This window comes from Coleofasciculus sp. H7-2, from assembly GCF_042747725.1.
Lineage (GTDB): Bacteria > Cyanobacteriota > Cyanobacteriia > Cyanobacteriales > FACHB-T130 > FACHB-T130.
In genome coordinates, this window is record NZ_JBHZGO010000085.1 from 91,486 (window position 1) to 118,022 (window position 26,537).

Genomic DNA, 26,537 nt, shown 5'->3' on the forward strand with positions numbered 1-26,537 from the left:
CCCAAAATGGCTAAGAAATTAGACCAAATCCTTGTGGTTGATATTGAATCAACTTGCTGGGAAGGAAACCCACCCGCTGGACAAGAAAACGAAATTATCGAAATTGGGATTTGTCCAATTGATATCGCTACGGGAGATCGCTTGGAAAAAGAAAGTATCCTCGTGAAACCCGAACGTTCCCAAGTTAGTGAATTTTGCACCAATCTAACCACACTAACTCAAGCACAAGTTAATCTAGGGATTTCTTTTGAATCTGCCTGTTCAATTTTAAAGAAAAAATATTTATCTAAAGATAGAGTTTGGGCAAGCTACGGCGACTACGACCGACGACAATTTGAAAAACAGTGCCAATCTCGCCAGATCAGCTATCCTTTCGGAACCCGACATATCAATGTCAAAACTCTTTTTGGCATTATTCATGCCTTGCCTAATGAAATTGGCATGGATATGGCATTAGAATTACTGAATCTTCCCCTTGAAGGAACTCACCATAGAGGAGGAGATGATGCTTGGAATATAGCCAGTATTTTATCGAAATTAATATTACAAAAAAGAATCAATGTAACTGCGGTGGCAGATGTGGTGATGTTGCGTAAGCCCTGATTGTTATTATTATAAGTTAGCTAAGAAGAAAATCGGAGCGATCGCCCTTACGGAAATAGCATCAATAGCCGCAATGAAATTTACCCTATATTTCATAAAATACTTCATTTAATGTTTATCAATTAAGAAATTGCTCCTGAACCTGAGAAACGCTTTCTGGAGAGGATAATTTCCTCCTGCACTCAGCTAGCCCAATTGGGTGAAAGTAGATAGAATCTAGAAGCAAAATCCTTTTGGTGTCTTAGTAGTCCTGAGTCCTTAGTCAAGAGGTAGTCGGTAATAGGCGGTCACTCTTACCAACTACCTACCACCCATGACCCACTACCCACTATCCATGACCCAGAAAATTATTTGCCTGGTCTTAACTTTGTTTCTGGTGGCCTGCGGTGCAACCGGAAGCAAGATTACACCTACACCTGAGACTGGAAAAGCCGGGACTTTTAAAGTAGCGATGCTTTTTCCTGGCCCTGTAGATGACAAAGGTTGGAATCAATCAGGTTACGAAGGGCTGAAATTAATTGAAAAAGAACTTGGGGCTGAGGTGGCTTATAGTGCTAGCGTTCCTGAAGCCGATGGTGAGAAACTTTTTCGTCAATATGCCAAAAAAAGTTTTGATTTTCTGATCAGTCATGGTGATGAATACCGCGACGCCGCCGAAACGGTCGCCAAAGATTTTCCCCGCGCTAAATTTGCAGTAATGAGCAGTTATGCCGGTAACAATAAAAACGTGGGTGCTTTGGCGTTTCGGAGTGGGGAAGTGGGTTATCTAACTGGGGTCGTTGCCGGACTCAAAACCAAAACCAAAAAAGTTGCCTTTATTGGCGGTCAAGCATACCCAGTGATGGAAGAAGAGGCTATCTTATTTAAACGGGGTGTCCTGGAAACGAAACTGGACAGTACAGTTTCTATCAAGTGGGTTAACAGTTGGTCAGATGCAGATAAAGCTAGAAAAATTGCCCAAGAGCAAGTTGCGGCGGGAACTGATGTTTTAGTTGTTGATGCCGATAGAGCCAATATAGGTGTTATTATAGCTGCCCAAAGTAAGGGTGTTTATGTTATTGGCTGGACGCATGCCATTAATGGGATGGAAAATCGGCACAAACTGGCTCCAAAGACAATTGTTACCAGCGTTGTCCAGCAGGTGCCAATGTTAATGCTAGAGGGAGCAACCTTGGTACAACAGGGGCGATGGGAAGGCAAGCAATACAAGTTTGGACTGCTAGAGGAAGTCCAAGATTTAGCTCCTTTTTATGGAGCGTTAACTCCAGAGCAAGAAGCTTTCGTCGATTCTGTCAAGCAAGATATCATCACTGGCAAAATAAATGTTTCGCCCTAGAGGCAATTTACATCGCTTTTCTAAGGGTTTAAAACAATAGCGAATCAGTGGGTGCAACTTTCTGCGCTAGGAGGCACGATGAACAAAAGAAATCGCAACAGTGCTTCGCATCAAGCTAATACAGGTATAAATTTACCCCTATCTTGGCTTTTTTCAATTGCAAATCAGCTGAGATACGGTCTGGTCTTGCTAGTCGTTTTAACGCTATTGCTCACTTCGGGAATTTTAATTTATCTAAGCTTTCAAGCTCAATTGCAACAAGTAGAAATTGCCCAACAAGAGCGTAGTCATGCGGTTGCTGGGGAAATCAATGCTTACCTGGATGACTTGCAGCGTAAACTAAGCTATTTAGCTAGAGTGCAAGGATTGACCGACCTTTCGCCTGAGATTCAAGATAGATTTCTGGAAGCCTTAACCCGCCACAATAGCGCTTATGAAACAGTGGCAATTTTTAATAATAAGGATAAAATCGTTTCTTCCTCTTCGCCTTATGGTCAGGCAACTTTCTATCGAGAAGAAGCTTCTACATCATTTTTACGAGCTTTTAGACAACAGGAAGATTTTGTCAGTTCCGTTAGAATTGACCCTAAAACTCGCTTGCAGACGGTCATCTTAGCCGTGCCCATTCGCAACCAACAGGATGAAATTAATGGCGTTTTAATGGCTTGGATCAATTTAAAGTTTCTCTGGAATGTTCTCTCCCAAACCAAGGTAGGTAAGACGGGTTATGCTTATGCGATCGATAACCGCAATTATTTAATTGCTGAGAAAGGAAAATCTCCTGAAAATTTTAATCTGAAAGACCTCTCGGACTATCCATTCATCCAAAAATTAACTAAATTAAATGGTGCAAAACGGCTTACTACTTATCAAGGTTTGCGAGGTGTTGAGGTAGTGGGAGCCATTTCTACCATCCGTACTGGGCGCTGGAAGGTGGTGGTAGAACTACCCACGGTTGAAGCCTACGCTCCGGTGCGAAAAATGCTTTTGGTAATGGGTATAGCATTGAGCGTGGCGATGCTAGTGGCGACTGAGTTGGGTTGGTTTTTCTCCCGGCAAATTGTATTACCTTTGCAGCGTTTAACAAAAGCAGCAGCCCAAATTAGTGGGGGAAATTTGGATACGCAAGTGACAGTTAGACAAGGCAATGAATTGGGGGTATTGGCGACCACTTTTAATGAAATGACGGCTCAATTGCGGGGGCTAATTAAGGATTTGAGGAAGGAGCGAAATTTTGTTTCTGCCATCCTTGATACGGCTGGGGCTTTAGTGGTAGTTCTCGATTGCCAAGGGCGAATCATACGTTTTAATCGAGCTTGCGAGAAAACAACTCAATACTCATTTGAAGAAGTCAAGGACAAATATTTCTGGGATTTATTTTTAATTCCGGAAGAAGTGGAACCCGTCAAAACCGTCTTTAAAGCTCTTCAAGCAGGTGAGTTTCCTAGCACGTATGAAAACTACTGGGTAACGAAAAATGGAAGCCGACGACCGATTGCTTGGTCGAATACGGTTCTCGTTGATGCTGATAGCTCAGTTAATTACATCATCAGTATTGGGATAGATATCACCGAACGAAAGCGAGTGGAAGAGGCACTCACGCGAAGTGAGGAATTATACCGCACGCTTGCAAGGAACTTTCCGAACGGCGCTGTTTTCTTGTTCGATCAAGACCTCCGTTACACTATCGCTGAAGGTGCAGGATTAGCTGCTATCGGTCTTTCTAAAGAGTTGTTAGAAGGAAAGACTATTTGGCAGGCATTACCTTCTGAAACTTGTGAATTGTTAGAGCCGACTTATCGTGCGGCGCTGGCAGGAAAAGCCACTGTTATTGAAGTGCCCTACAACAATTCGCCTGATAGCGATCGCTCCGCTTCCCGGATCTATCTTTTGCACGCACTTCCTGTCAAAAATGAAGGCGGAGAAATTTTTGCGGCGATGGTAATGACGCAAGACATTACCGATTGGAAGCAGGCAGAGGAGAAACTACGCCAAGAAAGAGACTTTAACACCACCATTGTCCAAACTTCTCCAGCTTTTTTTGTGGCTATCAATCCGGATGGCACAGTCAGGATGATGAATGACGCAATGCTTCACGCTCTTGGTTATACCCTGGAGGAGGTTTTAGGAACTGATTATCTTTCGACTTTTATTCCCCAAAGCGATCGCGCAATCGTTTCTGAAGTCTTTGAGGGTGTCATCAAACTACAGCAACTGCCTCAAAGAAACAACTACGTTCTTACCAAACAAGGCGAAAAACTGCTAGTAGAATGGCACGGTAGGTCAGTTGCGAAAGAAAATGGGGAACTTGACTTCTTCTTTGGGTTAGGAATTGATATTACCGAGGGCAAGCGTGCGGAAGAAGCGCTGTTACTCTCGGCGGAGCGCGATCGCTTGTCGGGCGCGATGGCGCTCCGAATTCGACAATCACTCGATCTTCAGCAAATCCTAGATACTACCGTGATAGAAGTCCGGAATTTTTTGTTAGCAGATCGGGTTTTTATCAGTCGTATTTATAGCAATTTTGAGATAGTTGCAGAATCGGTCGCTCCCCCTTGGCGACCTGTTTTGGGATGGAGTCCAACAGATGAAGAACATTTGCAACAAATCAGAGCGATGTTTGAGAATAAAAGTATCCACGTTGTCAAAGATACTTCTCAAATAGAGCTTTCTTCACTCATTTATGAAGATTTTTCCAATTATCATATCAAAGCTTATCTGGCTGTACCGATTCTGCTCAATGACGAGCCGTGGGGACTCTTGATGGTCGATCAATGTACGGCACCGCGTGACTGGAAGCAATTGGAAATTGATTTGCTTTCATCACTGTCAACTCAAGTTACGATCGCCATTCAGCAAGCAAAACTCTATCAACAAGTACAGGAGCTAAATGCTAGTTTGGAACGTCAAGTTGAGACGCGCACTGCCCAACTCATTCAAAAAATGGAGGAACTTAAAGAGCTGAATGAACTCAAAGATGAGTTTCTTCATGCAGTTTCTCACGATCTTCGCACGCCAATTATGGGAATGTCTTTGGTAGTGAATAACTTGTTGAATAAGCCAGGAGACACGATTCCCATTCCTCGCTCAATTTTAGAGCGGATGATTCAGAGTAGCGATCGCCAACTCAGCTTAATCAATTCCCTCCTGGAAGCGCATTCCAGCGAAGTTCGCGGCGTTGTCCTCCAATATGAGTTTGTAGAATTGAGTACGTTGATTCAAGCGATCGCAGAAGACTTAGAACCGCTGCTAACAAAACATCAAGCGTCGCTGACAAATCTAGTTCCCTACGATTTACCGGGCGTGACAGCCGATCCATTGCAGCTGAGGCGAGTTTTTGAAAATTTGCTCACCAATGCCCTGAACCATAATCCACCCGGACTTCGCCTCACCTTGGAAGCCACTGTGGAAGAAGAGATGATTCATTGCACCGTTGCTGATAACGGCATCGGGATGAATCCAGAAGCGTGCGATCGCCTTTTCGATCGTTATGTGCGCGGCTCTCGCGCCCGTTCAACTGGCATCGGTCTAGGGTTATATCTTTGTCGGCAAATCATAACTGCTCATGGGGGACAAATTGGTGCCATTAGCGCCCCCGGAACTGGAGCAACTTTCTGGTTCACATTACCTCTGTTTATGTCTCCTACTGTAGAAATAAGTCATTAGTAGGGGCGAAGTATTCGCGCAGATAAATTATCGGTAAGTCGTAAATTGTTATAGGTGAATGCTTCGCCCTTACAGGTTATTAATGACTAAAAATCACCCAATCGGGTGAGTCACCTGCACGAAGGCGATCGCCAGTGCTTATTGTAACTTGGAATAAGACTGAATAATACTGAAAATGAAGGATGAGTGCAATGCTGAAAAAGAAATTCTTAACTCAGGGAACTCAGTCACTTGCTGCTCATCAATCAGTTTTTCAGCATAATCCCATATCTAGGAGGGACATGGTTTCTGATTTAAATTATTTACAAGCTTTACGGGCTTGCTGTCGAGATGAAGCAGCTTTTGAACAGTTAAAGCAGCTCCTGAATTTGGAGGAACAAAGTATTGAAGAAATAGTCAGCCAGCCGGTAACACAAGTTGATTCAGATTTTCAGTTACCAACTGTCACCCATTCTTGGGAAAATCTTTTACCCGCAGATATTCCACTGCCACAAAGCGATCCAAAACTTGAAAAAGTGGCAGCCAACAAGCTAGGAATTATTTTTCAGCTCCTCAATCGCGATGATGATTCCCGCTGGTTACTATTTGCCCATTCCGACTGTCAAGAATTCTTAGAATTAGCGCCTTATTCAGCTTATACTGACCTGACTCTATTATGGAACCCGATCCATCCAGACGATCGGGAAGCTTATGAACAGTCATTAGCTATTTCGGCAGCTAATCTCCAACCTTGGATATGGGAAGGTCGTGTGATTACCAAATCGGGAAAACTAAAGTGGATGCAAACTGCGGCTCGACCTATTTTGCAAGGAAATGACGACATTTATTGGAATGGCTTGCTGATAGATATTACCGAGCGCAAGACTCACGATGAGGCACTCTTGCTTTCGGAACAAAAATTTTCTATAGCGTTTCGTTATAGCCCTGATGCCATGAGTATCACAACACTCAATGAAGGGCGTTATATTGATGTCAATGATAGCTTTCTCCGCCTTAGCGATTATCAACGAGAAGAAATTATTGGTCGTAACTCAATTGAAATCAATGCTTGGGTGAATCCAGAAGAACGCATTAGGATGCAACAGATTTTGCTGGAACAGGGAGCGATTCGCAACCAGGAATTTGAGTTTCGCAAGAAGTCTGGCGAAGTGGGAATATATTTGTTTTCAGCAGAAATTGTCAACATTAGTGGCGAATCATGCCTACTTTCTGTAAGTAGCGATATTACTGAGCGCAAAGCTGCTGAAGCTTTGGTTAGCGCCGCCGCAGAACGAGAGCGTTTGCTCTACGAGATTGCCTTGAAAATTAGGCGATCGCTCGATCTGAATGAAATTCTTAACACCACCGTTGAAGAAGTTAGGCGGTTTTTGCACGCAGATCGCGTCTTTATTAGTTACTTTGATGAAAAAGGGCAAGGCACAGCCGTAGCAGAGTCGGTAGATCCTAATTTTTCGTCAATTTTGGGTTGGGTTACAGAGAATATTGCTTACCAGGAAATTCAACAGATATTTGAACTCGATCGCATCCGAGTTGTCAATGATACAACGAAAGTAGAGAAATCTGCATTTATCGCTGAGTACCACAATCGATATCAAGTCAAAGCTGGCATTGGTGTCCCGATTATGCTGGGAGACAAACTTTATGGCATCTTAATTGCCAATCAATGCTCTGCACCAAGGGAGTGGCAGCAGTGTGAAATTGACTTGCTCGATCAACTGGGAGTACAGGTAGCGATCGCAATTCAGCAATCTTCTCTCTTCCAACAAGTACAAACGCTGAATGCCAATCTGGAACGCCAAGTAGAAGAACGTACCGCTCAGCTACAGCAGAAAATGCAGGAACTGCAAGAGCTGAATCGGATTAAAGACGTTGTTTTACATACAGTTTCTCACGATCTCCGCACCTCGGTTCTGGGCACTATCATGGTGTTAAATAATCTGCTCGGTTCGCCAGAAGAAAAAGTGACAATTTCTCGTTCTCTTGTAGAGCGAATGATTCAAGGCAACGAACGCCAACTAAGCATGATTAAGTCATTAATCGAAACAAATACCACCGAAAATAGAGGAATTGTCCTTCAGCGGGAGTTGGTTCAATTAAATACACTGGTTCCGGCGATTCTCCGAGACTTGCAACCTATGTTAATGGAAAATCAAGCAACTATCAAAAATATGATAACGGCAAATTTACCGTTAGTTATGGTCGATCCGTATCAGAGTCAGCGGGTTTTTGAAAATCTATTTACCTATGCCTTGAAACAAAATCCGCCTGGATTGAAGTTGACCCTAAAAGCTAAAATTGAACGGCAGATGATTCGCTTTACTATCGAGGATAATGGTATAGGAATGAGTCAGCTTGAGTGCGATCGCTTATTCAATCTCTTCGTCCGCGCTCCTCAAGCTCGCTGCTCGACCAACATCGGCTTAAAGTTGTATCTCTGTCGGCAAATTATTACCGCTCACGGTGGAGAAATTGGAGTGACAAGTCGCCCGAATCGCGGCTCTACTTTCTGGTTTACATTCCCTTTGGCGACAGCGGAGAATTAAAAATGCCAAATTAAAAAGTTTAAAGTCTATTTTTATTTTTAAATTTTTAATTGAGTTACTTGCGATCGCTTCTTCACCTGTGCCTTACTGGATCTATAGGCAGTAACGAGAGCGCGAACATCATGGCGATGCAAGAACTGGCTTCTCGGATTGACACAGTTAAAGTTTACGCTGCCGGTGCCACTGTGACTCGGATTGCTGAGTTACCGCTGAACGCTGGGGAAATGCCAGAATACGTTGAGATAGCCGGACTGCCTCTAGCGCTAGACGATAGTAGCGTCCGGGTGAGGGTTGAATCTCTACAGACGCAAATCCCGTCCCCCATTGCCTCAGATGTTCGCATTGGTTTAGCCGTTCCCCCGCCGCAAGAGACACAGAACCCACCACCTGATGAGGAATTGCGTGCAGCGACGGCTGAGGTACAACGCATTGAGGACGCGATCGCCCTCATCGAAAATGAGATCGTCGTCCTCAATAATCTAAAAGTACCCGATCGCCCCGAAACTAAACCAGGGACAGCACCGCCGCCTTCGCCAATGAACGCTAGGCTTGCTTTGGCAAACTTCAGCGACGAACAAATCCGCGCCCGAATGCAGGAAAAGCGGGAAAACTTGGAAAAATTGCGTCTAGCTCAAGAATATCTTGCCGATTTGCAACAAAAGCAGGCTATTGCTTCCACCGCCAGAAATGCTAGACCAAATGAGCTTCGCAAGACGGTAATTGTCCGTTTGAGTTACGAAGAGTTAACTCCCCCTACCCCTCTCCTTGTAGGAGAGTCGAGTCAAAATTCCCCTCCTTCCCTTGTAGGAAAGGGGGAAGGGAGGTTAGGTTTTTCACGCTTAGTTATCGAGTATTTCGTCCCTGGTGCGCGTTGGACACCCACCTATGTTTGCCGCCTAAATAGTGCGGAATCTAGTGCCAGTATTGCCGTCAGAGCCTTAATTTGTCAGCGTACAGGTGAAGATTGGTCAGGGGTAAGATTGGAACTTTCTACAGCTGAACCGATAAGTTGGTGTGAGTTGCCAGAATTGCCCTCATTGCGGCTAGGACGAGTGCAACCAACGATCGGAAAATCAGGCTGGCGCAAACCGCCAATTGGTGCAGAGATACTATTTGAGGACTACGATAGCCAGAAACAGACCGCTTTAGCTGCTGTGTCGCCACAAAGGGCGTCGCCACAAAGGGCGGCGAATTTCTTATACAACTCTCCTCCAGTCCCACCCTTACCCGATCTGATGGTGTATCACTCCGAAATGCACGTTAGTTATGGTATGGCAATGGCTATGCCAGCAGCAGCGCCTTGTGCAGAATATGAGGATGTGGAGCAATCACTGGCACCGGAAGTGGAATCCCTTTCCCTAGGAGACCGACTAGCGACCCACAAAGCACTGAAAAGGTCGGCATCTGCCCCACCAGAAGCACCGGAATTTCTCCAGCGTCGAAGGAGGCAGAAACTGGAGGATACTACAGATGAGAATGCTGTAACTGATTTACTTGCATACGGTCTTATGCGAATGGGAACAGCAGATGACCGAGCAAAGCGCGGTAAATTGTCGATAGAACAACAGCAGGAAATATATTTAGAAATCCTTCAACGTCAGAAAGTTACGGTTACGTTTAATGTCATGCAGGTAGTGAAACAGGCTGTATCTAACGCCCAAAACTGTCTCTCAGTTGCACTTCCTCCCGGTGGTATTAACGTGCGAAGCGTTGCGGGTTCCTTCGACTATGCCTACAGCGCCGATGGACGAATTGATGTCCCCTCAGACGCTCAATTTCACTCCGTCGCCCTAACTAGCAACAGTACAGATGTAGATTTGCGCTACATTGTCGTTCCCCGCGAAGATACCAACGTCTTCAGAATTGCCCAACTCCGCAACCCCCTACAAGCACCGCTACTAGCTGGTCCTGCGGATATCTACGTCGATGGCGAGTACATCTTATCTACAAATATTGCCACAGTTCCACCAAAAGCACAGATGGAATTAGGGCTAGGAGTAGAACAAGCCATCAAAGTTGCTCGAAACACAGTTTATGAAGAAGTTCGTTCCGGCGAAACCATCGTCTCCTTCAACGAACTGCGCCACAAAATTAAAATCGATATTAACAACTATCTACCAAGAGTTGCCAAGATTGAAGTACGGGAAAGACTCCCCATTGCCCAAGAAGGAGCCAAAGTAGATATCCAGTGCGATCGCGTCTCGCCACCTTGGGAAAAATACGAACAACAAGAACGCAACTTACCCATCAAAGGCGGTTATTTCTGGCAAGTCGAAGTACCCGCCAAGGAGGAAACTACCCTATCAGTTGATTACACCATTAAAACTTTTGTCGATAGCCAACTAATCGGCGGAAATCGACGCGAAGAGTAATAAATTGCTAATTGAGAAATTCTCCTCTTTCCCTCTCTTCCTCTGTGTTCTCTCTTGCCTCTGTGGTTCAAACCCTCATCACTTTCATCTCATGCAAGCAAATCAGGTCATCAATGAACTAACCCTAGATGCACCCGTTTCAATTGTCACACTCTTAGAAGACCGCGCCCAGGTGCGACGAATTGGCAAAATTAATTTAACCCAAGGACTGTGGAGAATCCAAGTCCAGAAAGTTGCCCCAGTCCTCTCCGATAAATCTCTCCGGGCAGAGTTTTGTGAAGAATATCCAGAGGCAAGAATTGACGATGTTCGCGTTCGCCGCCAGATGTTGGTTAAGGAAACAGATCGACTAGCCAATGTAGAGACGGGAAATTTCGCATCTCTACAAGCAGAACTGCGATCGCTACTCAACTCCTTCAACAATATCAGCGAAGACCGCCAGCACCTCGAATCGTGCTTCGAGCGAGTAAACACCATACTTGCTAAAGGTTTGCAGGAACTCCCCGTGGATGCAATTTGGGGACAAATCGACCCCAAATCCTGGCGAGAGCAAATTTCCAGTTTATTTAAACAATTGCGAGATTTCCGATCGGAAATCTTCAGCAGCTATCACACTCAAGAACAACTGCACCAACAAATTAACGACTTAATTACCCAAGCAGAAGCCTTATCCCGCCCGGATAGGGTCTACACTGCCAACATCGAAGCCGACTTAATGATTCCCCAAGCAGGAGAGTATGCGATCGCTTTCGACTACGTGGTTCCCGGTGCTATATGGCGACCCTGGCACCAAGCACGCCTTCTCCTCGCCGAAAAACCGAGTCTCTCTTTCCGCTTCGATGGCTGCGTCTGGCAACGCACTGGAGAAGATTGGAAAGACGTAGATTTAGTCTTTTCCACCGCCCGCGCCTCCTTGGGAACTGAACCACCACTATTGACAGATGACCCTTTAAATGTTCAAGAAAAATCTCAGCAGATCATCATTCAAGCTAGAGATCAACAAGTTCAGACAACAGGTTTGGGAACCGACACCGCCCCCGCTACCGTCGATTTACCCGGCGTTGATGACGGCGGCGAAGTCCGCAACCTACGCAGCCAGACCAAAGCAACCATTCCCTCAGATGGTCGCCCTTACCGCGTTTCCATCTTCTCCTTCGACTCTCCCGCCTCTGTAGAGTATGTCTTGATGCCAGAGTTGTCTTATCAAGTCATCCTCAAGAGCGAACAGACAAACACTTCTAAATTCCCGATTCTAGCCGGACCAGTGGATTTAGTGCGGACTTCTGGCTTTGTCGGTCGCACCGCAGTTCTATTTATCGCGCCTGGAGAGAAATTTGCTTTGGGATGGGGATCGGATAATGCAATGCGCGTGCAGCGCACCCAAACCCAAAAAAGAAAACAGGATCATCTTACTAAATGGAACATTATCACAACTACAACAACATTGTTCCTTTCCAATATTGGCGCAGAACCGAGAGCAATTAAAACTACCGAGCGGGTGCCAATTTCTGAGCTAGAGCAAGTGAAAGTTGAGGTAATCTCCGATAAAACTACAAATCGCCTGCAACCCGATGAAAACGGCTTTTGCACCTGGAATTTTACCCTAGAACCTTATTCTCAACTCCAGGCATCCCTCGTCTACCAAGTTTCAGCCGCACCGGAAGTACAAGGCATCTAGCGCCTTGCTCATATTGATTTGGGCGACATGAGCGGGGAACTTTTGGGTAAAGCATAATATCACATAACTAAAGAAAAGAAATCTACCCAGCTCCATAACCTCCTCACCATGTCTTTGCCTTCAAGCTCCTCCAAGCGTCTATTTGGACGGTCGATTGCCGCCCTAGCCACCGTCGTCCTCTCCACCCTCAATGCCGTCAACCCCAGCCCCGCAGCTATTTTTACTCAAAAAGAAGTTGAACAAGGTAAATTTATCGCCGTAGCTGCCCCTTACGGCACGAATAGTCATCAACTGCTAATTCTGGAACAGATATCAGATAAACGGGCGTGTTGGAGTGAAAGTGGCGATCGCCCGGTGGCAGTCGATCCGCTGCTACTCAACTTTGACTTCAGCGGCATTTGCGGACGCAGTACCGACAGCAACGGCTATTCTATCCGTATGGCGGGGACGGATTTGGGACTGAAGTACAGCTTCAACCTGGTTCAGCGCAACGGCGAACTCGTCCTCGTCGGCACCAACTTTAGCGATCGCACTGTCCCAACCATTGAAATTGGCAGAACCAACGGCATCAGCGATGGCTTTATAAAAATCAATCTCGATCCGGCATGGCGGTTCGCCAAAAGAACCTACAACGGTAAAACCCTCGGTCACGTCTATCTTGCCAGCGACCAAGCCGCGCCGGGAATCGACCCTGGCGATATCGCAACGACTCCCGGAAGCTCCGCCTTCGGAGATATCGCCTCAGATGTCTACGCTAAAGAAATTGAACAAGCTGTGGCGCTGGGGTTCGTCGCTGGCTTCAAAGAAGACAACACCTTCCGCCCTCAAGTTGCCTTAACCAGAGAGCAACTGGTGTCTATGGTGTTGGAATCTTTAACGAAGCTACCAGGAGCTAATGTCACAATCCCTACTCAAGCTGCATCTCGACCCTATCCCGATGTCGATGCTTCGCGCTGGAGTGCCGCTAAAATTCAATGGGCGCGGGATAACAAAATTGTCAGTGGCTACCAAGACGGCACCTTTAAACCCACTCAACCCGTCACCAGAGCTGAATTGATGGCAGTGCTGCGACGTGCTGCTGAATTTGGTAAAACGATGCGTGGACTTGCCCCAGAATTAGCGATCAAAAACTCAGCAAAAACCTTCTCAGACACCGAAAAACACTGGGCTGCCTCGCTGATTAGCCAAATGTCTTCTTATTGCAACGTTGCCTCCCCAGTCAATGAAGTCGGTAGCAAGTTTGAGCCAAATTCTCCGACTCGCCGCAACTATGCTGCCGCCGCCACTTTGCGGATGCTCAACTGCGTCAAAACTGAGTAATCCCGATTATTTTCTCGCCCCTAAGTAGGCGGGATTAATTATTTGTAAGATGGGTTAGCGATCGCGTAACCCATGCACGTGTTGGGTTTCCTCCGTCAACCCAACCTACGAAAATCTGCTAGCTTCTCTAACAACAGATCCAGTTTTTGCTCAATTTCTCCAGCACACTGTCGATATGTTGTCAAGTCTCCACCATAGGGATCGGCGATTTCAGCTCGCTCGTGATAGCCAACGTATTTTTTTAAGGTATATACTTTGTCGGCAGCAGCAGAGAATGCATCAGCGATCGCTTTCTTTTGCCCGCCCGTCATGGTCAGCACCAAATCCGCCCAATCGATCAGCTGGCGATCCAGTCGCTTCGCTTCATGGTAGTGATGGATACCATACTCCTTCAGGACGCGCTGGGTCTGTGGGGATGCAGAATCTCCCGCAAACGCCACGACGCCTGCCGACCGCACCTCGACTTCCATTCCTTTGGCTTTTTGTCGGAATAGCGCTTCTGCTATTGGGCTACGGCAGGTATTGCCAGTACACACAAATAAAATCCGCATTTGTAACCCTCCCTTTTCTATCTCGCTGTTGCTCAGCCGATCAAACTGCTGTAGTTAATTCTACGGAAGATCGGGTCTGTTTATTGCATAAACGCGAACAGTCTTTTCCTGAATAATTGTGTCTTTTTCGTAAGTCAAGCCGACTTTCATTGCGACCTTCACAGACGCGATGTTTCCCGGAGCAATTAAGGAAATGAGGCGGTTACAACCAATCTTAAAACCATAATCCCGAATTGCACTAGCAGCTTCGGTTGCCAAACCCTTTCCCCAGTATTCCTTAGCAAGCATATAACCAATCTCGACTTCTTTTTGCCCATCCACTAGCTGCGGTATTAATCCACACCGACCAATAAACTTGTTGTCAGCTTTGTGAATTGTCGCCCACAAACCGAAGCCGTGTTTCTCGTAGCAGCTGAATATCCACTCGATGTGGCGCTTGGTTTCTTCGGATGTCCGCGTGTTGGGGAAGAACTTCATCACGACTGGATCTGCAAAAATGGGTGCCAAGTCGTCTACATCATCCCAGGTGAGATGTCGGAGAATTAAGCGAGGTGTTTCAGCTACAATCATCTGATTTTTGGGTGGCTGTTCTACAAAGCCGGGTGTAACTGATATCTTGCACCATTCTTAACAAGCCGCCAATCCCGCCCGGAACTCAAGTTCCGGGCTAATAGCTCAAGTCCACTAAAGTGGACTGAAGTTCTTCCCCAGTCCACTTTAGTGGACTTGAGCTATTAGCCAGGGGTTTGAACCCCTGGCGGGCTGGCGGGTTATTGCAACAAGCCCAATCCAGATTCCTACCGGAACTTTGTTGGGTTTGAACCCCGGGCTGGCGGGCTGGTTATTGCAACAAGCCCAATCCAGATTCCTACCGGAGCTTTGTTGGGTTTGAACCCCTGGCTAATATCTTGCACCAAACCGATAACCCGCTCGGAATTTGAATTCCACAGCTTATAGTTTGCATTCCATTGAAATGGACTAAAAGCCTTGATATTTCTGAATTTTAGTCCGTTTTAACGGAATGCAAGCTATCAGCAAAGAAATTGATTTCCTGGCGGGTGATGACTTTGGTGCAAGATATGAGGTGCAATACGTTATTGGCGACGGTGAGGAATTTTAGATCTAGCTGAATTCTCAATAAACTCCGTTTTCATGCCAAGTATTGTAAAACGCACTATCTTTATTATTAGACCAATTTTGACGGTGCAAAAATGAAGCTGAGGATAACACGGCGACGGTTCGGTCAGCTAACGATCGCAAGTACCTTAGTCGTTGCCAAGGACGCGATCGCATCTCGCTTCGCAAATGCAAACCTTACAAAAAATATTTTTATGCAAACAAGCCCTAAGACTTCCACCGCAGTAGCGAAAACGCTGGAGCCTGGTAGTATTGACGTGACGCTGCGGATCAATGGTAAAGCGCACACTTTGCAAATAGAACCGCGCGTGACGCTACTGGACGCACTGCGCGAACGCATCGGTCTGACAGGCACCAAGAAAGGTTGCGATCGCGGACAATGCGGTGCGTGTACTGTGTTGGTGGATGGACGGCGCATCAACTCGTGCCTGACGTTGGCGGTGATGCAGGAAGGCGCAGAAATTACAACGATTGAAGGTTTAGCTCGCGGCGATGAACTTCATCCCATGCAGGCGGCTTTCATTAAGCATGACGGCTTTCAGTGTGGATATTGTACACCCGGTCAGATCGTGTCTGCGGTGGGTCTATTGGCAGAAGGGTGCCCGACATCCGATGAGGGAGTTCGGGAGTGCATGAGCGGTAATCTCTGTCGCTGCGGTGCTTATCCTGGTATTGTTGCCGCCGTGCGCGAAGTTCATCAGATGCAGAGTAGCAATGGGTAGTCGGTAATGGGGAAGAAATACCAATCATCCATTACCCGTGAGAGGAGAAAACTGCACAGGAGTTTTAATGAAACCTTTTAGTTATGTGCGTGCTACTGAAAAAGGCACAGCCATCCAGACAGTTGCCGGGGATCGGGCAGCGAAATTCATCGCCGGTGGCACTAATTTAATTGACTTGATGAAAGGAGGGGTGGCGCAGCCTGACCAACTTGTAGATATTACCAGGCTACCATTGGCAGATGTTACGGCAATACCGAATGGCTTACGCATCGGGGCGATGGCACGTAACAGCGACGTAGCAAATAATCGGCTGGTGCGCGATCGCTATCCGTTACTTTCTCAAGCATTACTCGCTGGCGCGTCGCCGCAACTGCGGAATATGGCAACCGTCGGCGGAAACTTGATGCAAAGAACGCGCTGCTACTACTTCAACGATCCGGCGATGCCGTGCAACAAGCGCGAACCCGGTTCCGGTTGTTCGGCGATTGAAGGGTATAACCGCATTCACGCGATTTTCGGTGCCAGCGAACAGTGCATTGCAACGCATCCTTCGGATATGTGCGTGGCGCTGGCAGCGCTGGATGCCGTGGTGCGCGTTGAGGGATCGAACGGAGAGCGACAAATTCCGATAAGTGACTTTCACCGCTTACCGGAAGATACGCCCCAAATCGATACGGTGCTTCAACATGACGAGTTAATTGTGGCGGTTGACTTGCCCAATTCACCCTTTGCCGAGCGATCGCATTATTTAAAAGTACGCGATCGCGCGAGTTATGCATTTGCCCTGGTTTCTGTTGCCGCCGCCCTCGATATTGATAATGGCATCATTAAAGCGGCGCGAGTGGCGATGGGGGGCGTGGCACATAAGCCGTGGCGGGCGGTAGAGGCCCAGAAAATTCTAGTTGGTGCCAAAGCAAACGAGCAAACCTTTGCAGCAGCGGCAGAGGCAACGATACGCGAAGCCAAACCCCAAAAATACAACCGATTCAAAGTTGAAATGGCGAAACGAGCGATCGCGCGGGCACTCACAAAGGCAGCAGGAGGCACGGTATGAGTCAATCTGATAATGCAACAAACCAAGCTGTGGGCAAGCCGATGGATCGGGTGGATGGACGCCTGAAGGTGACGGGCGGTGCCCGCTACTCGGCAGAAATCCCCCTAGAAAATCTCGCCTATGCCGTCACTATCGGCAGCGCGATCGCCTGTGGACGCATTAAAAGCATCGACACCAGTGCGGCGGAAAAGTGCGGGGGTGTACTGGGCATCTTGACGCACCTCAACGCGCCTAAACTCCGCCCAGTTGCCACCTTGTTAGGGGGTGGCGCTGCCGCTGAAAACCGCCTGGTGCTGCAAGAAGCGGTTGTACATCACATCGGTCAGCACATCGGCGTTGTCATTGCCGACACCCTAGAAAACGCCACCTACGCGGCATCCCTCGTCCGCGTCGATTACGAAGCAGAAACGCCGGTGGTGGAGATGGAAAAGGCGCAGGCATACGCACCGAAGTCAGTGTTTGGCAGACCGCCAGAGACGATACGCGGCAATCCGATGCAAGCCTTAGCCGCTGCGGAGGTGCGGATTGAAGAAACTTACCGGACTCCCACCGAACACCACAACCCGATGGAAACGCACGCGACAACTGCCGTGTGGGAGGGAGATCGGCTCACCGTTTACGACGCGACGCAGTACAACTTCGGGGTGCGTCAGGCGATGGCGACGACGCTGGGTATCCCCGAAGAAAACGTGCGCGTCGTGTGTCAATTCATCGGTGGTGCGTTTGGCTGCAAAGGTTCGGTTTGGCCCCACGTAACCCTAGCTGCGATCGCTGCCCGTCAGGTTCGTCGTCCTGTGAAATTAGTTTTAACCCGCGAACAGATGTTTACCACCGTCGGGCACCGGGCGGAAACTGAGCAACAAGTAGCACTCGGTGCAACGCGCGACGGTCGATTGACCGCGATCGCTCATCGGGGCATTTCCCATACTTCAACCTTCGAGGAATTCGTCGAACCGTACACCGTGGGGACACACATGATGTACGCCACTCCGAACTTGCAAGCCAAGCAAAGTCTCGTCCGTCTCAACAAAGGGACGCCGACATTTATGCGTGCCCCTGGCGAAACTCCGGGGATGTTTGCCCTGGAATCGGCGATGGACGAACTCGCTTATGCCTTGAAACTCGACCCGATTGAGTTGCGCCTCCGCAATCACGCAGACACAGACCCCAGCAATAACCTACCTTGGTCGAGCAAGTCGCTCAAAGAATGTTACCAACTCGGCGCAGAAAAATTTGGCTGGTCGCGGCGCACTCCCGAACCGCGTTCGATGCGGGATGGTCGTTACTTGATTGGGATGGGCATGGCAAGCGCCACGTATCCCGTGAACCATTTTCCCGCTAGCGCTAGAGTCCGCATTTTGCAAGACGGCACCGCCTTGGCGCAGAGTGGTTCCCAAGAGATGGGCACGGGTACAGCGACAGTGATGGCGCAAGTCGCCGCCGACGCCCTTGGGTTGCCGGTTGAGCGAGTACGATTTGAACTGGGGGACACCGAGTTGCCCCGTGCGCCGGTATCGGGCGGTTCGGCAACGATGGGAAGCGTGGGGACTGCCGTGCATGAAGCGGCACAAGCAGCCCGTAGGAAGGTGCTGGAGTTGGCACGCACAGACGCTGGTTCCCCCCTGTACAACGTCCCGGAAACGGACATGGCGACTGAGGGCGGACGCCTGTTTCTCAAGAGCGATCGCCACCAGGGCGAAACCTACCAAGAGGTGCTGATGCGCCAAAATTTGCAGCAAGTTGAAGAAAGCTTCGATGCCAAGTTTGCCCAAGCCGAGAAGAAGTTTTCCATGCACTCTTTCGGCGCTCAATTTGCCCAAGTGCGCGTCGATCCGGACTTGGGCGAAGTGCGCGTGACCCGCTTTGTGGGAGCCTTTGGAGTGGGACGGGCAATCAACCTCAAAACAGCGCGATCGCAAATGATTGGCGGTATCGTCATGGGGCTAGGCATGGCACTTTTAGAAGAAACGGTGACAGACTCCCGTACCGGGCGCATCGTCAACGCCAACCTGGGCGAGTACCACGTACCTGTCAACGCCGACATCCCCGCAATTGAATCGTACTTCGTCGAAGAAATAGACCCGCACGTTAACCCGATTGGAGCCAAAGGCGCTGGCGAAATCGGCATCACTGGCGTCGCGGCGGCAGTGGCAAACGCTGTCTACCACGCCACCGGAAAGCGCATCCGCGACCTTCCGATTACGCCGGACAAATTGCTGTAAGTTCACATCTTGCACCAGCCTCCACACCCGCCAGCCAGGGATTCAAATCCCTGGCTCATAGCTCAAGTCCACTTAAGTGGACTAAATGCTCAGGACTTACGCAAAGCTTATACATATAGCGTTCTTGTCGGTTCAATCCCCCTGTGGTTGCCCTTACTATGTGGTGATGTGCGGCGAGTCCTGTGCTGCTTCCCAGCCCACCAGGACTTACGCAAAGCTTATACATATAGTGTTCTTGTCGGTTCAATCCCCCTGTGGTTGCGGTGGCAGATGTAGTGATGTTGCGTAAGTCCTGCCCACTTTACGCGATGTGCGACTTTTTTTAGCCCCCCTTTTTAAGGCAGGGCTATTTCTCCTGAAACCTGCCAGCTACTTAAGTCCACGAGCTTTTAGCCCAAGTCATCTACAGACGACTCAAATACTAATGTACAGTCGTCTAAAGACGACTTTAGCTATGAGACAGGGGTTTCAACCCCTGGCTAATGTACAGTCGTCTAAAGACGACTTTAGCTATGAGACAGGGTTTCAACCCCTGGCAGATTATAGCGATGGAAATTAATTTCCAAGCGGGGTGACAAGGCGAACTTGAGAATGCTCTCAGAGATTAGCCGCATAAAGGCGAAAACAATGAAGGAATTACAGGAGATTGTTGCCGCATTTGCCAAAGCCAAAAATTGCGGCAAGACAGTAGCGATCGCCACCATTGTCAAAGTCAGTGGATCTACCTACCGGCGACCGGGCGCTCGAATGCTGATGACTCTAGAAGGTGAGAGAATCGGTTCGATTAGCGGTGGTTGTCTGGAGAATGACGTTTTTGAACGCGCTCAACAGGTCATCGTGTCGGGTGAACCCATGTTGGTGAACTACGATACGACCTCCGACAATGACATCGTCTGGGGACTGGGACTCGGTTGTAAAGGAATGGTACAGGTTCTGATTGAGCGCCTAACTCCAGAGAACTTAAGTCCCTTGACTTTTCTGGCAGAATGTCTGCATCGTCGGCAAGTGGGAGTTCTGGCAACTATATTTCACATTGAAGGTCAAATAAAGGCACCAGTCGGAACCCATTTAATGTTGCATCAAGATGGCACTATTTTCAGTAACCTCGAAGATGCGGATTTGAGTGCAGACATCCTCGAAGATGCCCGTGAAGTGCTTGATAAAAATTGTTCGCAGGTAAAACTGTATCCCTTATTGGGAGGGAAAGCCGAAGTTTTTCTCGAAGCGATTCAGCCACCTGTCTCGCTGGTCATTTTCGGAGCGGGTGACGATGCCATCCCAGTGGTACGCTTGGCGAAGGAATTGGGATGGTACGTGACACTAATTGATAGCCGACCTGCCAATGCAACATCAGCTCGATTTCCCAGCGCCGATGAAGTTATTTTGTCCCGTCCAGAGGCAATTCATGAAACCGTAGAAATCAATAACCGCACGGTAGCTGTGGTGATGACCCATAACTATCTGCACGACCTAGAAATCCTGAAAACTCTTTTGCCTTCTCCCGTGCAATACTTAGGCATTCTTGGTCCCAAGAGAAGAACCGAACAGTTACTTCTTGAGCTAAAAGAATGGGGAATTCAGCTGACAGAAGCCCAACTTCACCGCTTGCATGGTCCCGTGGGGCTGGATATTGGCGCTGATACACCGGAAGCGATCGCACTCTCAATTGTGGCGGAAATTCAAGCGGTTCTCGCCGATCGTTCGGGTGGTTTATTAAGAAACCGCCAGGAACCGATTCACAACCGGAGTACCAGATGAATGCGCCTGTCGTCGGTTTGATCGTTCTCGCCGCCGGAGCATCCACTCGCATGGGGACTCCAAAACAACTGCTGTTGTATCAAGGACGCAGCTTCCTCCGCCACACCGCAGAAATTGCGATCGCTTCCATCTGTCAACCCATCGTTGTCGTTCTGGGAGCTAATGCAGAACGAATGAAGCCAGAAGTCAACTTATTACCCGTACAAATCGTAGAAAACCCACAGTGGGCGGAGGGGATGAGTTCTTCGATTCGGGTGGGTATTGAAGCACTGGCTAATTTAAATCAGAACTTAGAAGCCGTTGCGATCGCCCTTTGCGATCAGCCTTTCATCTCTTCCCAACTACTCAATCAAATCGTGGAAGCCTATCATCTCACGCGCCAACCGATTATTGCTTCAGAGTATGCAGGAAGCTTGGGCGTACCCGCTTTGTTCAGCCGTACCTTGTTCCCAGAACTGATGAGCCTGAAAACTACCGTAGGCGCAAAACAAATCATTAAAAAATACTCCTCAGAAGTCTTTCGCCTCCCCTTTCCGGAGGGTGTTATCGACATTGACACCCCAAAAGATTACCAAAAATTTCAAGCGATCGCTGGCGAACATCTACAAAACCGAGAAAGCCTTACTAAGTGTAAAGGTGGAAACCCGCGCGAAAGTTAGGGAAACATGGCTACTTTTGGGTTAGCTAATCGTTAACGTTATTTTCTTGTTAGACATCTCCAGAAATTAAAGGTGCGTTGCCTGAAACCCTTGTAGAGACGCAAAATTTCGCGTCTCTACATTATTTTTTGGAGATGTCTGTTCAAAATCACACCTATGGCAAGCGACAAAACATCGTTCCCTGCGTAGACTGAGCGCAGGCAAACTTCCACAAAGAAATTAGCGATGAAGACACGACAGTTAGGACGAAGCGATCTCACCGTCTCGGCAATTGGTTTGGGTTGCATGGGAATGTCAGATTTTTACAGCAACCGCGATGATACTGAATCGATTGCCACCATTCATCGGGCGCTGGAATTGGGGCTAAATTTTCTCGACACGGCTGATATGTATGGGCCATTCAAGAACGAAGAACTGGTCGGACGAGCAATTAGCGATCGCCGCGACCAAATTGTTCTCGCGACTAAATTCGGCATCGTTCGCAGCGAAGACCCGACCGTTCGCAGTATCAATGGCAAACCAGAGTATGTTCGCTCAGCCTGCGAGGCTAGTTTGCGTCGTCTGGGTGTAGAGACGATTGACCTGTACTACCAGCATCGAGTTGACCCAAATACTCCCATTGAGGAAACCGTCGGTGCGATGGCGCAACTGGTTCAAGAAGGCAAGGTGAGATATTTAGGACTCTCGGAAGCTGGCTCGGAAACCTTGCGTCGCGCTGGCTCCGTACATCAAATTACCGCGTTGCAGAGCGAGTATTCCCTGTGGAGCCGCGATCCTGAAGACGAAATTCTTGCCACCTGCCGAGAGCTTGGCATTGGCTTTGTTGCCTATAGCCCGCTCGGACGGGGGTTTTTGACGGGTCAGATCAAAAGCTTTGATGACTTGGCTGCTGATGATTACCGCCGCAACTCACCGCGTTTTCAGGGCGAGAACTTTCAGAAAAACCTGGAACTGGTGCAACGGATTGACGAAATTGCCCAAGAAAAAGGCTGCCAATCGGCGCAGCTGGCTCTTGCTTGGGTGCTGGCGCAGGGTGAAGACATTGTTCCCATTCCCGGAACTAAGCGGCGGCAATATTTGGAAGAAAATATCGCCGCGCTGGAAGTGAATCTGACACCAGAAGATTTGCAGCGCATCGACGAAGTGGCACCTAAGGGCGTCGCTAGTGGGGGACGTTATCCGGAATCGATGATGAGCATGGTAAACCGCTGACATTTTTGATCGACGGTGTCTGCTACAAAGATGCTTGTGACAGGTCAAAGTTACTGCGTGCAATCCTGAAAGAGGTTAATTCCTAGCAATCAGATTTTTGGCTGGCGCTAAAACTACCTTCGTTATACAAGGAAAACCATGAGATACAAGCTATTAGGAAAGAGTGGATTAAGAGTTTCGGAACTCTGCCTTGGCACAATGACTTTTGGTGAAGATTGGGGCTGGGGCGCATCCAAAGATGAAAGCCGCCAAATATTTGATGCCTTTGTGGAAGCAGGAGGTAACTTTATTGACACTGCCAACGGCTACACAGAGGGCACCAGCGAGAAAATAGTTGGTGAGTTCATTGCCTCAGAACGGGAACGCTTTGTCGTTGCCACCAAATACTCGTTTCCCTTGCATATGAGCGAACTGACAAGTCAGCGCTTCGCTATCGCTCAGGCAACCCCAATGGCAGTGGCAACCATCGCAAGAACATGATGCAGTCGCTAGAAGGCAGCCTGAAACGGCTTAAAACTGACTACATTGACGTATACTGGCTGCAAGCTTGGGATTTCATGACGCCCGTGGAGGAGGTGATGCGTGCCTTCGATGACATGGTACGCTCTGGCAAGGTACTCTACATTGGCATTTCTGACGCACCCGCTTGGATTATTTCACAAGCAAACACCCTGGCGCAGTGTTACGGTTGGACGCCGTTTGTAGCGCTGCAAGTCGAGTACAGTTTGATTCAGCGGACGCCAGAACGCGACTTGTTACCGATGGCAAAGGCATTCGACTTGGCAATTACACCGTGGTCGCCATTGGGTGGCGGTGTGCTAACGGGCAAGTACAATCAGCCCAATAGCAGCAGCCAACAAGGGCGAATCGGAACTATAGGAGGGAATATTTCCGAAAGCCAGTTAGCGAACTGACAAGTCAGCGCTTCGCTATCGCTGACGTTGTTTGTCAAGTTGCCAAAGAAAGTGGACACACGCCTTCACAAGTGGCGCTGGCTTGGCTTAGCGCTCAAAGCAGCGTCATCATCCCGATTATCGGTTCTCGGAAGGTAAGCCAGATCGAAGATAATCTGGCTTGTCTGGATGTCAAGCTGATGCCAGAACATTTGCAACGCCTCAATGAGGTAAGTCAGATCGATCTGGGCTTCCCCCATGACTTCCTGAGTAATGACACGATCCGCGATCGCCTTTATGGTGGCACATTCAACTTAATCGACAATCATCGCAGCTGAAATCAGGGTAAGGAAGAAATTAATAAACCTATGCTTTTTTCCCGATCGAGGATAGGGTCATCAAACAGGCTTCACGATTGCTTACCAACACATTCAGGAGTTACGTAAAGCTTATATATATAGCGTTCTTGTCGGTTCAATCCCCCTGTGGTTGCCCTTACTATGTGGTGATGTTGCGTAAGTCCTGACATTACGAGGTAGTGCGATCTTCCCACGATTGCTAAAAACGTTGTGATGAGATGCCAGTGGTTCAGATCCCGACTTCTCTCTCGAATTCGGGGATCTCGCCTTCACGAATCATTTAGGATTGCTATATTCCGAAGGAATTGCTGAAAACGAGTTTCATCTCTACAAAGCATTGCGAACGCTAGAGCCTGTAGAGTAATTGGGCAAATTCCCGGCGTGCCACCGATTTGAGAAGAGGACTTTCCGACGGATAATGTAGCTGACCCTGAAGGTCGCAACTTTAAGACAGCGATCGCGCTAATTGTCCCAGCGCTAATTATCGGTCGCCACACTACCATTGCTCCCCTAAATCTAAATCTAAAATCACAGTTTTCCGTGTTCCGAAATCTCTAAATTGTTCCACAATTAAGGGAACCTCTATTAAGGAATCGTTATGGGCAAGGAAAAGGAAAAGGGTGGTAGAGAATCCAAAAAGCCTAAAAAGGAATCTGATGGCGCTAAGAAGGAGAAGAAAGATCCGAATAGACACGACGGGCCAGGAGGGAAGTAAACCTAACTAGACGAGTTCCGTCTTCATATGACCCGCTCCTCTTGTAGGATAGTCTTGGCATCCCGATCTGACCTCTTCTCAACCCCTTCCTTACTAAGGGAAGGGGCAACTGAATTCCCCCTTCCCTGCTAAGGGGGCTGGGAGATTAGGTTTGCCAAGCGTGGTGCTTTAAGTGGATAGCCATCACCCTTCATCTGCTTAAAGCAGAATCAAACCCAACCTCGCACCCAGAGTAACCGCCTCAGTCCGACTAGAAGCATTGAGCTTTTGAAAGATCGATGATACGTGGAACTTGACGGTATGCTCGGAGATGGTCAAGTGCTTGGCAATATTCTTGTTACCCATTCCCAGCGCCAGCATCCCTAAGACCTCGATCTCCCGTGGTGTCAGCGCCTGAATCGGGGAAGCAGGCAGTCGGCGTGCGGAGGACTCTTTGAGAGGTAGCAAATCCATAAAGTCTGGATGCAGCACCACCAGCCCAAGCGCTGCTGCCACGACAGTTGCGACAATTTCCTCAGCCGTTGCCGTTCGCGGTAAGATCGCTTGCACGCCGACTTGCAAAACCGACTCTAGCCAAGTGCTGTGGGGGTTGTTCGCTAAAATGACAAATGCCGGAGATTCTGCACCAAGCGCGAGTAATTTCTCTTCAGCAGGATCGTCATCTGAGAAGGAATAATCCAGCAACACCACATCGGGTTGTAGTTCCTCCGGCACCAAAGTGTCTGTGCTAGACGAACTACCGACGATTTCCAGCAACTCAGAGGTGCGGATGATGCTCTCCAACCCCGCACGCACGATGGGATTTTCGGCTGTCACCATGACCGAAATCACGCTGACTTAACCTCTGGAAAGGTTGGTTCGGCAATGTTTTGATTACCAGATGCGATCGCGTAGCACCGTCTGCCAGAACGCAGAAATTCCCACACCAGCTGCTTTCCCGGTTCGGCATACTTGAGAATGCTTTTGAGATCGTCAGGGGTATTAAAATATTCACCGCCTACTCCCATTAGCACGTCGCCAATTTGAAGACCCACCGAGGCAGCCAAACTCCCCGGAGCAACTTCCAACACCAATAAGCCCAAAATGCGCTGATTTTCTAAACCAAGCAGCACCGGACGTAGGGTGACACCCAGAGAGGGAGGGCGATCGCTTTTGAGAAAACATTCTACTCTCTTGCTGGGGATTGCCAACGCTAAACCACCTGCAATCATCGTGTTAATCCCAATCACTCGCCCCCGTGCATCGGCAAGCAAACCACCAGAATTTCCGGGTGCTAGCCGAATATCAGCCTTAACCCATCTTTGAGTGCTGAAGTCATCAATGGAGTCAGTCGCGTGGATAATTCCCTTGGTGAGTGCGCCAACTAGACCCAGAGGATTTCCCACTGCCAGCACCAGTTCGCCGACTCGGAGATTGGAGTCGCCAACCGTGACGGCTGGAAGGTCAGTTGTCTCAACCTGGAGTGCCGCTAAATCCTGTCTGGAGTCGATGTCTGTGCGGATAGCCTCAATGACTCGTCCATCCCAAAGTTCGACAATCGCCCTGTCGAAAGGGGCGACATGAGCGTTGGTGATAATCAAACCTTGAGAATTCCAGATTACACCTGAGCCGCCACTCCCGCGACTGCTGCGGACTTGTACGGTACAACGGCGTAGTTGTTCGGCGATTTGCGACAACTCAAGGGCAATCTCTGCACTTGCACCTGTATTCTCTAATGTTGCGGTTGCGATCGCCATC

17 protein-coding genes and 1 pseudogene are annotated in these 26,537 nt (G+C 48.5%); 14 read left to right on the plus strand and 4 right to left on the minus strand.

Translation table 11 applies throughout. From position 1 onward, the window contains the following. The first annotated feature begins 6 nt into the window (after positions 1-6). The 7 genes from ACFW2W_RS17160 to ACFW2W_RS17190 all read left to right on the plus strand — a co-directional run bounded on the left by ACFW2W_RS17160 (position 7) and on the right by ACFW2W_RS17190 (position 13,518). Positions 7-603 (plus strand): exonuclease domain-containing protein, encoded by a 597-nt coding sequence (locus ACFW2W_RS17160; protein ID WP_378180596.1) that lies wholly within the window; start codon positions 7-9, stop codon positions 601-603. A gap of 334 nt (positions 604-937) precedes the next feature. Beyond that, complete coding sequence (locus ACFW2W_RS17165; protein ID WP_378180598.1) at positions 938-1,939, plus strand: BMP family protein; 1,002 nt, start codon at positions 938-940, stop codon at positions 1,937-1,939. A gap of 78 nt (positions 1,940-2,017) precedes the next feature. Then, positions 2,018-5,605, plus strand: coding sequence for a PAS domain S-box protein (locus tag ACFW2W_RS17170; protein WP_378180600.1), 3,588 nt, complete (start codon positions 2,018-2,020; stop codon positions 5,603-5,605). Positions 5,606-5,886: 281 nt separating this feature from the next. After that, a complete protein-coding gene (locus tag ACFW2W_RS17175; protein WP_378180603.1) occupies positions 5,887-8,148 on the plus strand; it encodes a PAS domain S-box protein in 2,262 nt (753 codons plus the stop codon). 122 nt (positions 8,149-8,270) lie between these two features. After that, positions 8,271-10,520, plus strand: a complete 2,250-nt coding sequence (locus ACFW2W_RS17180; RefSeq protein WP_378180606.1) for a DUF4139 domain-containing protein — start codon at positions 8,271-8,273, stop codon at positions 10,518-10,520. A 91-nt stretch (positions 10,521-10,611) separates the two neighbouring features. Continuing rightward, positions 10,612-12,198 carry a mucoidy inhibitor MuiA family protein gene (locus ACFW2W_RS17185; protein WP_378180610.1) on the plus strand — a complete coding sequence of 529 codons (1,587 nt, stop codon included), beginning with the start codon at positions 10,612-10,614 and terminating at the stop codon, positions 12,196-12,198. A 108-nt stretch (positions 12,199-12,306) separates the two neighbouring features. Further along, positions 12,307-13,518 carry a DUF3747 domain-containing protein gene (locus tag ACFW2W_RS17190; RefSeq protein ID WP_378180613.1) on the plus strand — a complete coding sequence of 404 codons (1,212 nt, stop codon included), beginning with the start codon at positions 12,307-12,309 and terminating at the stop codon, positions 13,516-13,518. 95 nt (positions 13,519-13,613) lie between these two features. On the opposite strand, the gene ACFW2W_RS17195 is transcribed toward ACFW2W_RS17190, so the two are convergent. Continuing rightward, positions 13,614-14,069 (minus strand): low molecular weight protein arginine phosphatase, encoded by a 456-nt coding sequence (locus tag ACFW2W_RS17195; RefSeq protein WP_378180616.1) that lies wholly within the window; start codon positions 14,067-14,069, stop codon positions 13,614-13,616. 60 nt (positions 14,070-14,129) lie between these two features. Further along, positions 14,130-14,639 (minus strand): GNAT family N-acetyltransferase, encoded by a 510-nt coding sequence (locus ACFW2W_RS17200; RefSeq protein WP_378180619.1) that lies wholly within the window; start codon positions 14,637-14,639, stop codon positions 14,130-14,132. 641 nt (positions 14,640-15,280) lie between these two features. Here ACFW2W_RS17200 and ACFW2W_RS17205 point away from each other — a divergent pair. From ACFW2W_RS17205 to ACFW2W_RS17235, 7 genes and pseudogenes are all read left to right on the plus strand, one after another. Beyond that, complete coding sequence (locus ACFW2W_RS17205; RefSeq protein WP_378180622.1) at positions 15,281-15,928, plus strand: (2Fe-2S)-binding protein; 648 nt, start codon at positions 15,281-15,283, stop codon at positions 15,926-15,928. 67 nt (positions 15,929-15,995) lie between these two features. After that, positions 15,996-16,982 carry an FAD binding domain-containing protein gene (locus ACFW2W_RS17210; RefSeq protein WP_378180625.1) on the plus strand — a complete coding sequence of 329 codons (987 nt, stop codon included), beginning with the start codon at positions 15,996-15,998 and terminating at the stop codon, positions 16,980-16,982. Further along, positions 16,979-19,204, plus strand: coding sequence for a xanthine dehydrogenase family protein molybdopterin-binding subunit (locus ACFW2W_RS17215; protein ID WP_378180628.1), 2,226 nt, complete (start codon positions 16,979-16,981; stop codon positions 19,202-19,204). Before ACFW2W_RS17210 ends, ACFW2W_RS17215 begins: the two co-directional genes overlap by 4 nt. A 627-nt stretch (positions 19,205-19,831) precedes the next feature. Then, positions 19,832-20,962, plus strand: coding sequence for an XdhC family protein (locus tag ACFW2W_RS17220; protein ID WP_378180631.1), 1,131 nt, complete (start codon positions 19,832-19,834; stop codon positions 20,960-20,962). Next, positions 20,959-21,621, plus strand: coding sequence for an NTP transferase domain-containing protein (locus tag ACFW2W_RS17225; RefSeq protein WP_378180634.1), 663 nt, complete (start codon positions 20,959-20,961; stop codon positions 21,619-21,621). Before ACFW2W_RS17220 ends, ACFW2W_RS17225 begins: the two co-directional genes overlap by 4 nt. 225 nt (positions 21,622-21,846) lie before the next feature. Then, complete coding sequence (locus ACFW2W_RS17230) at positions 21,847-22,833, plus strand: aldo/keto reductase (RefSeq protein ID WP_378180637.1); 987 nt, start codon at positions 21,847-21,849, stop codon at positions 22,831-22,833. A 138-nt stretch (positions 22,834-22,971) separates the two neighbouring features. Beyond that, positions 22,972-24,064, plus strand: a pseudogene (locus ACFW2W_RS17235) (aldo/keto reductase). 934 nt (positions 24,065-24,998) lie between these two features. Here the strand turns inward: ACFW2W_RS17235 and ACFW2W_RS17240 are convergent. After that, on the minus strand, positions 24,999-25,631 hold the full coding sequence (locus ACFW2W_RS17240; RefSeq protein WP_378180640.1) for a response regulator transcription factor: 633 nt from the start codon (positions 25,629-25,631) through the stop codon (positions 24,999-25,001). Further along, positions 25,628-26,536 (minus strand): S1C family serine protease, encoded by a 909-nt coding sequence (locus tag ACFW2W_RS17245; protein ID WP_378180643.1) that lies wholly within the window; start codon positions 26,534-26,536, stop codon positions 25,628-25,630. Before ACFW2W_RS17245 ends, ACFW2W_RS17240 begins: the two co-directional genes overlap by 4 nt. Position 26,537: the final 1 nt, after the last annotated feature.

What these genes read in the sequence shown, in the direction of transcription:
- ACFW2W_RS17160 (WP_378180596.1), top strand. Translation starts at nt 7, where the DNA reads ATGGCTAAGAAATTAGACCAAATCCTTGTGGTTGATATTGAATCAACT.
- ACFW2W_RS17165 (WP_378180598.1), top strand. Translation starts at nt 938, where the DNA reads ATGACCCAGAAAATTATTTGCCTGGTCTTAACTTTGTTTCTGGTGGCC.
- ACFW2W_RS17170 (WP_378180600.1), top strand. Translation starts at nt 2,018, where the DNA reads ATGAACAAAAGAAATCGCAACAGTGCTTCGCATCAAGCTAATACAGGT.
- ACFW2W_RS17175 (WP_378180603.1), top strand. Translation starts at nt 5,887, where the DNA reads ATGGTTTCTGATTTAAATTATTTACAAGCTTTACGGGCTTGCTGTCGA.
- ACFW2W_RS17180 (WP_378180606.1), top strand. Translation starts at nt 8,271, where the DNA reads ATGGCGATGCAAGAACTGGCTTCTCGGATTGACACAGTTAAAGTTTAC.
- ACFW2W_RS17185 (WP_378180610.1), top strand. Translation starts at nt 10,612, where the DNA reads ATGCAAGCAAATCAGGTCATCAATGAACTAACCCTAGATGCACCCGTT.
- ACFW2W_RS17190 (WP_378180613.1), top strand. Translation starts at nt 12,307, where the DNA reads ATGTCTTTGCCTTCAAGCTCCTCCAAGCGTCTATTTGGACGGTCGATT.
- ACFW2W_RS17195 (WP_378180616.1), bottom strand. Translation starts at nt 14,069, where the DNA reads ATGCGGATTTTATTTGTGTGTACTGGCAATACCTGCCGTAGCCCAATA.
- ACFW2W_RS17200 (WP_378180619.1), bottom strand. Translation starts at nt 14,639, where the DNA reads ATGATTGTAGCTGAAACACCTCGCTTAATTCTCCGACATCTCACCTGG.
- ACFW2W_RS17205 (WP_378180622.1), top strand. Translation starts at nt 15,281, where the DNA reads ATGAAGCTGAGGATAACACGGCGACGGTTCGGTCAGCTAACGATCGCA.
- ACFW2W_RS17210 (WP_378180625.1), top strand. Translation starts at nt 15,996, where the DNA reads ATGAAACCTTTTAGTTATGTGCGTGCTACTGAAAAAGGCACAGCCATC.
- ACFW2W_RS17215 (WP_378180628.1), top strand. Translation starts at nt 16,979, where the DNA reads ATGAGTCAATCTGATAATGCAACAAACCAAGCTGTGGGCAAGCCGATG.
- ACFW2W_RS17220 (WP_378180631.1), top strand. Translation starts at nt 19,832, where the DNA reads ATGAAGGAATTACAGGAGATTGTTGCCGCATTTGCCAAAGCCAAAAAT.
- ACFW2W_RS17225 (WP_378180634.1), top strand. Translation starts at nt 20,959, where the DNA reads ATGAATGCGCCTGTCGTCGGTTTGATCGTTCTCGCCGCCGGAGCATCC.
- ACFW2W_RS17230 (WP_378180637.1), top strand. Translation starts at nt 21,847, where the DNA reads ATGAAGACACGACAGTTAGGACGAAGCGATCTCACCGTCTCGGCAATT.
- ACFW2W_RS17245 (WP_378180643.1), bottom strand. Translation starts at nt 26,536, where the DNA reads ATGGCGATCGCAACCGCAACATTAGAGAATACAGGTGCAAGTGCAGAG.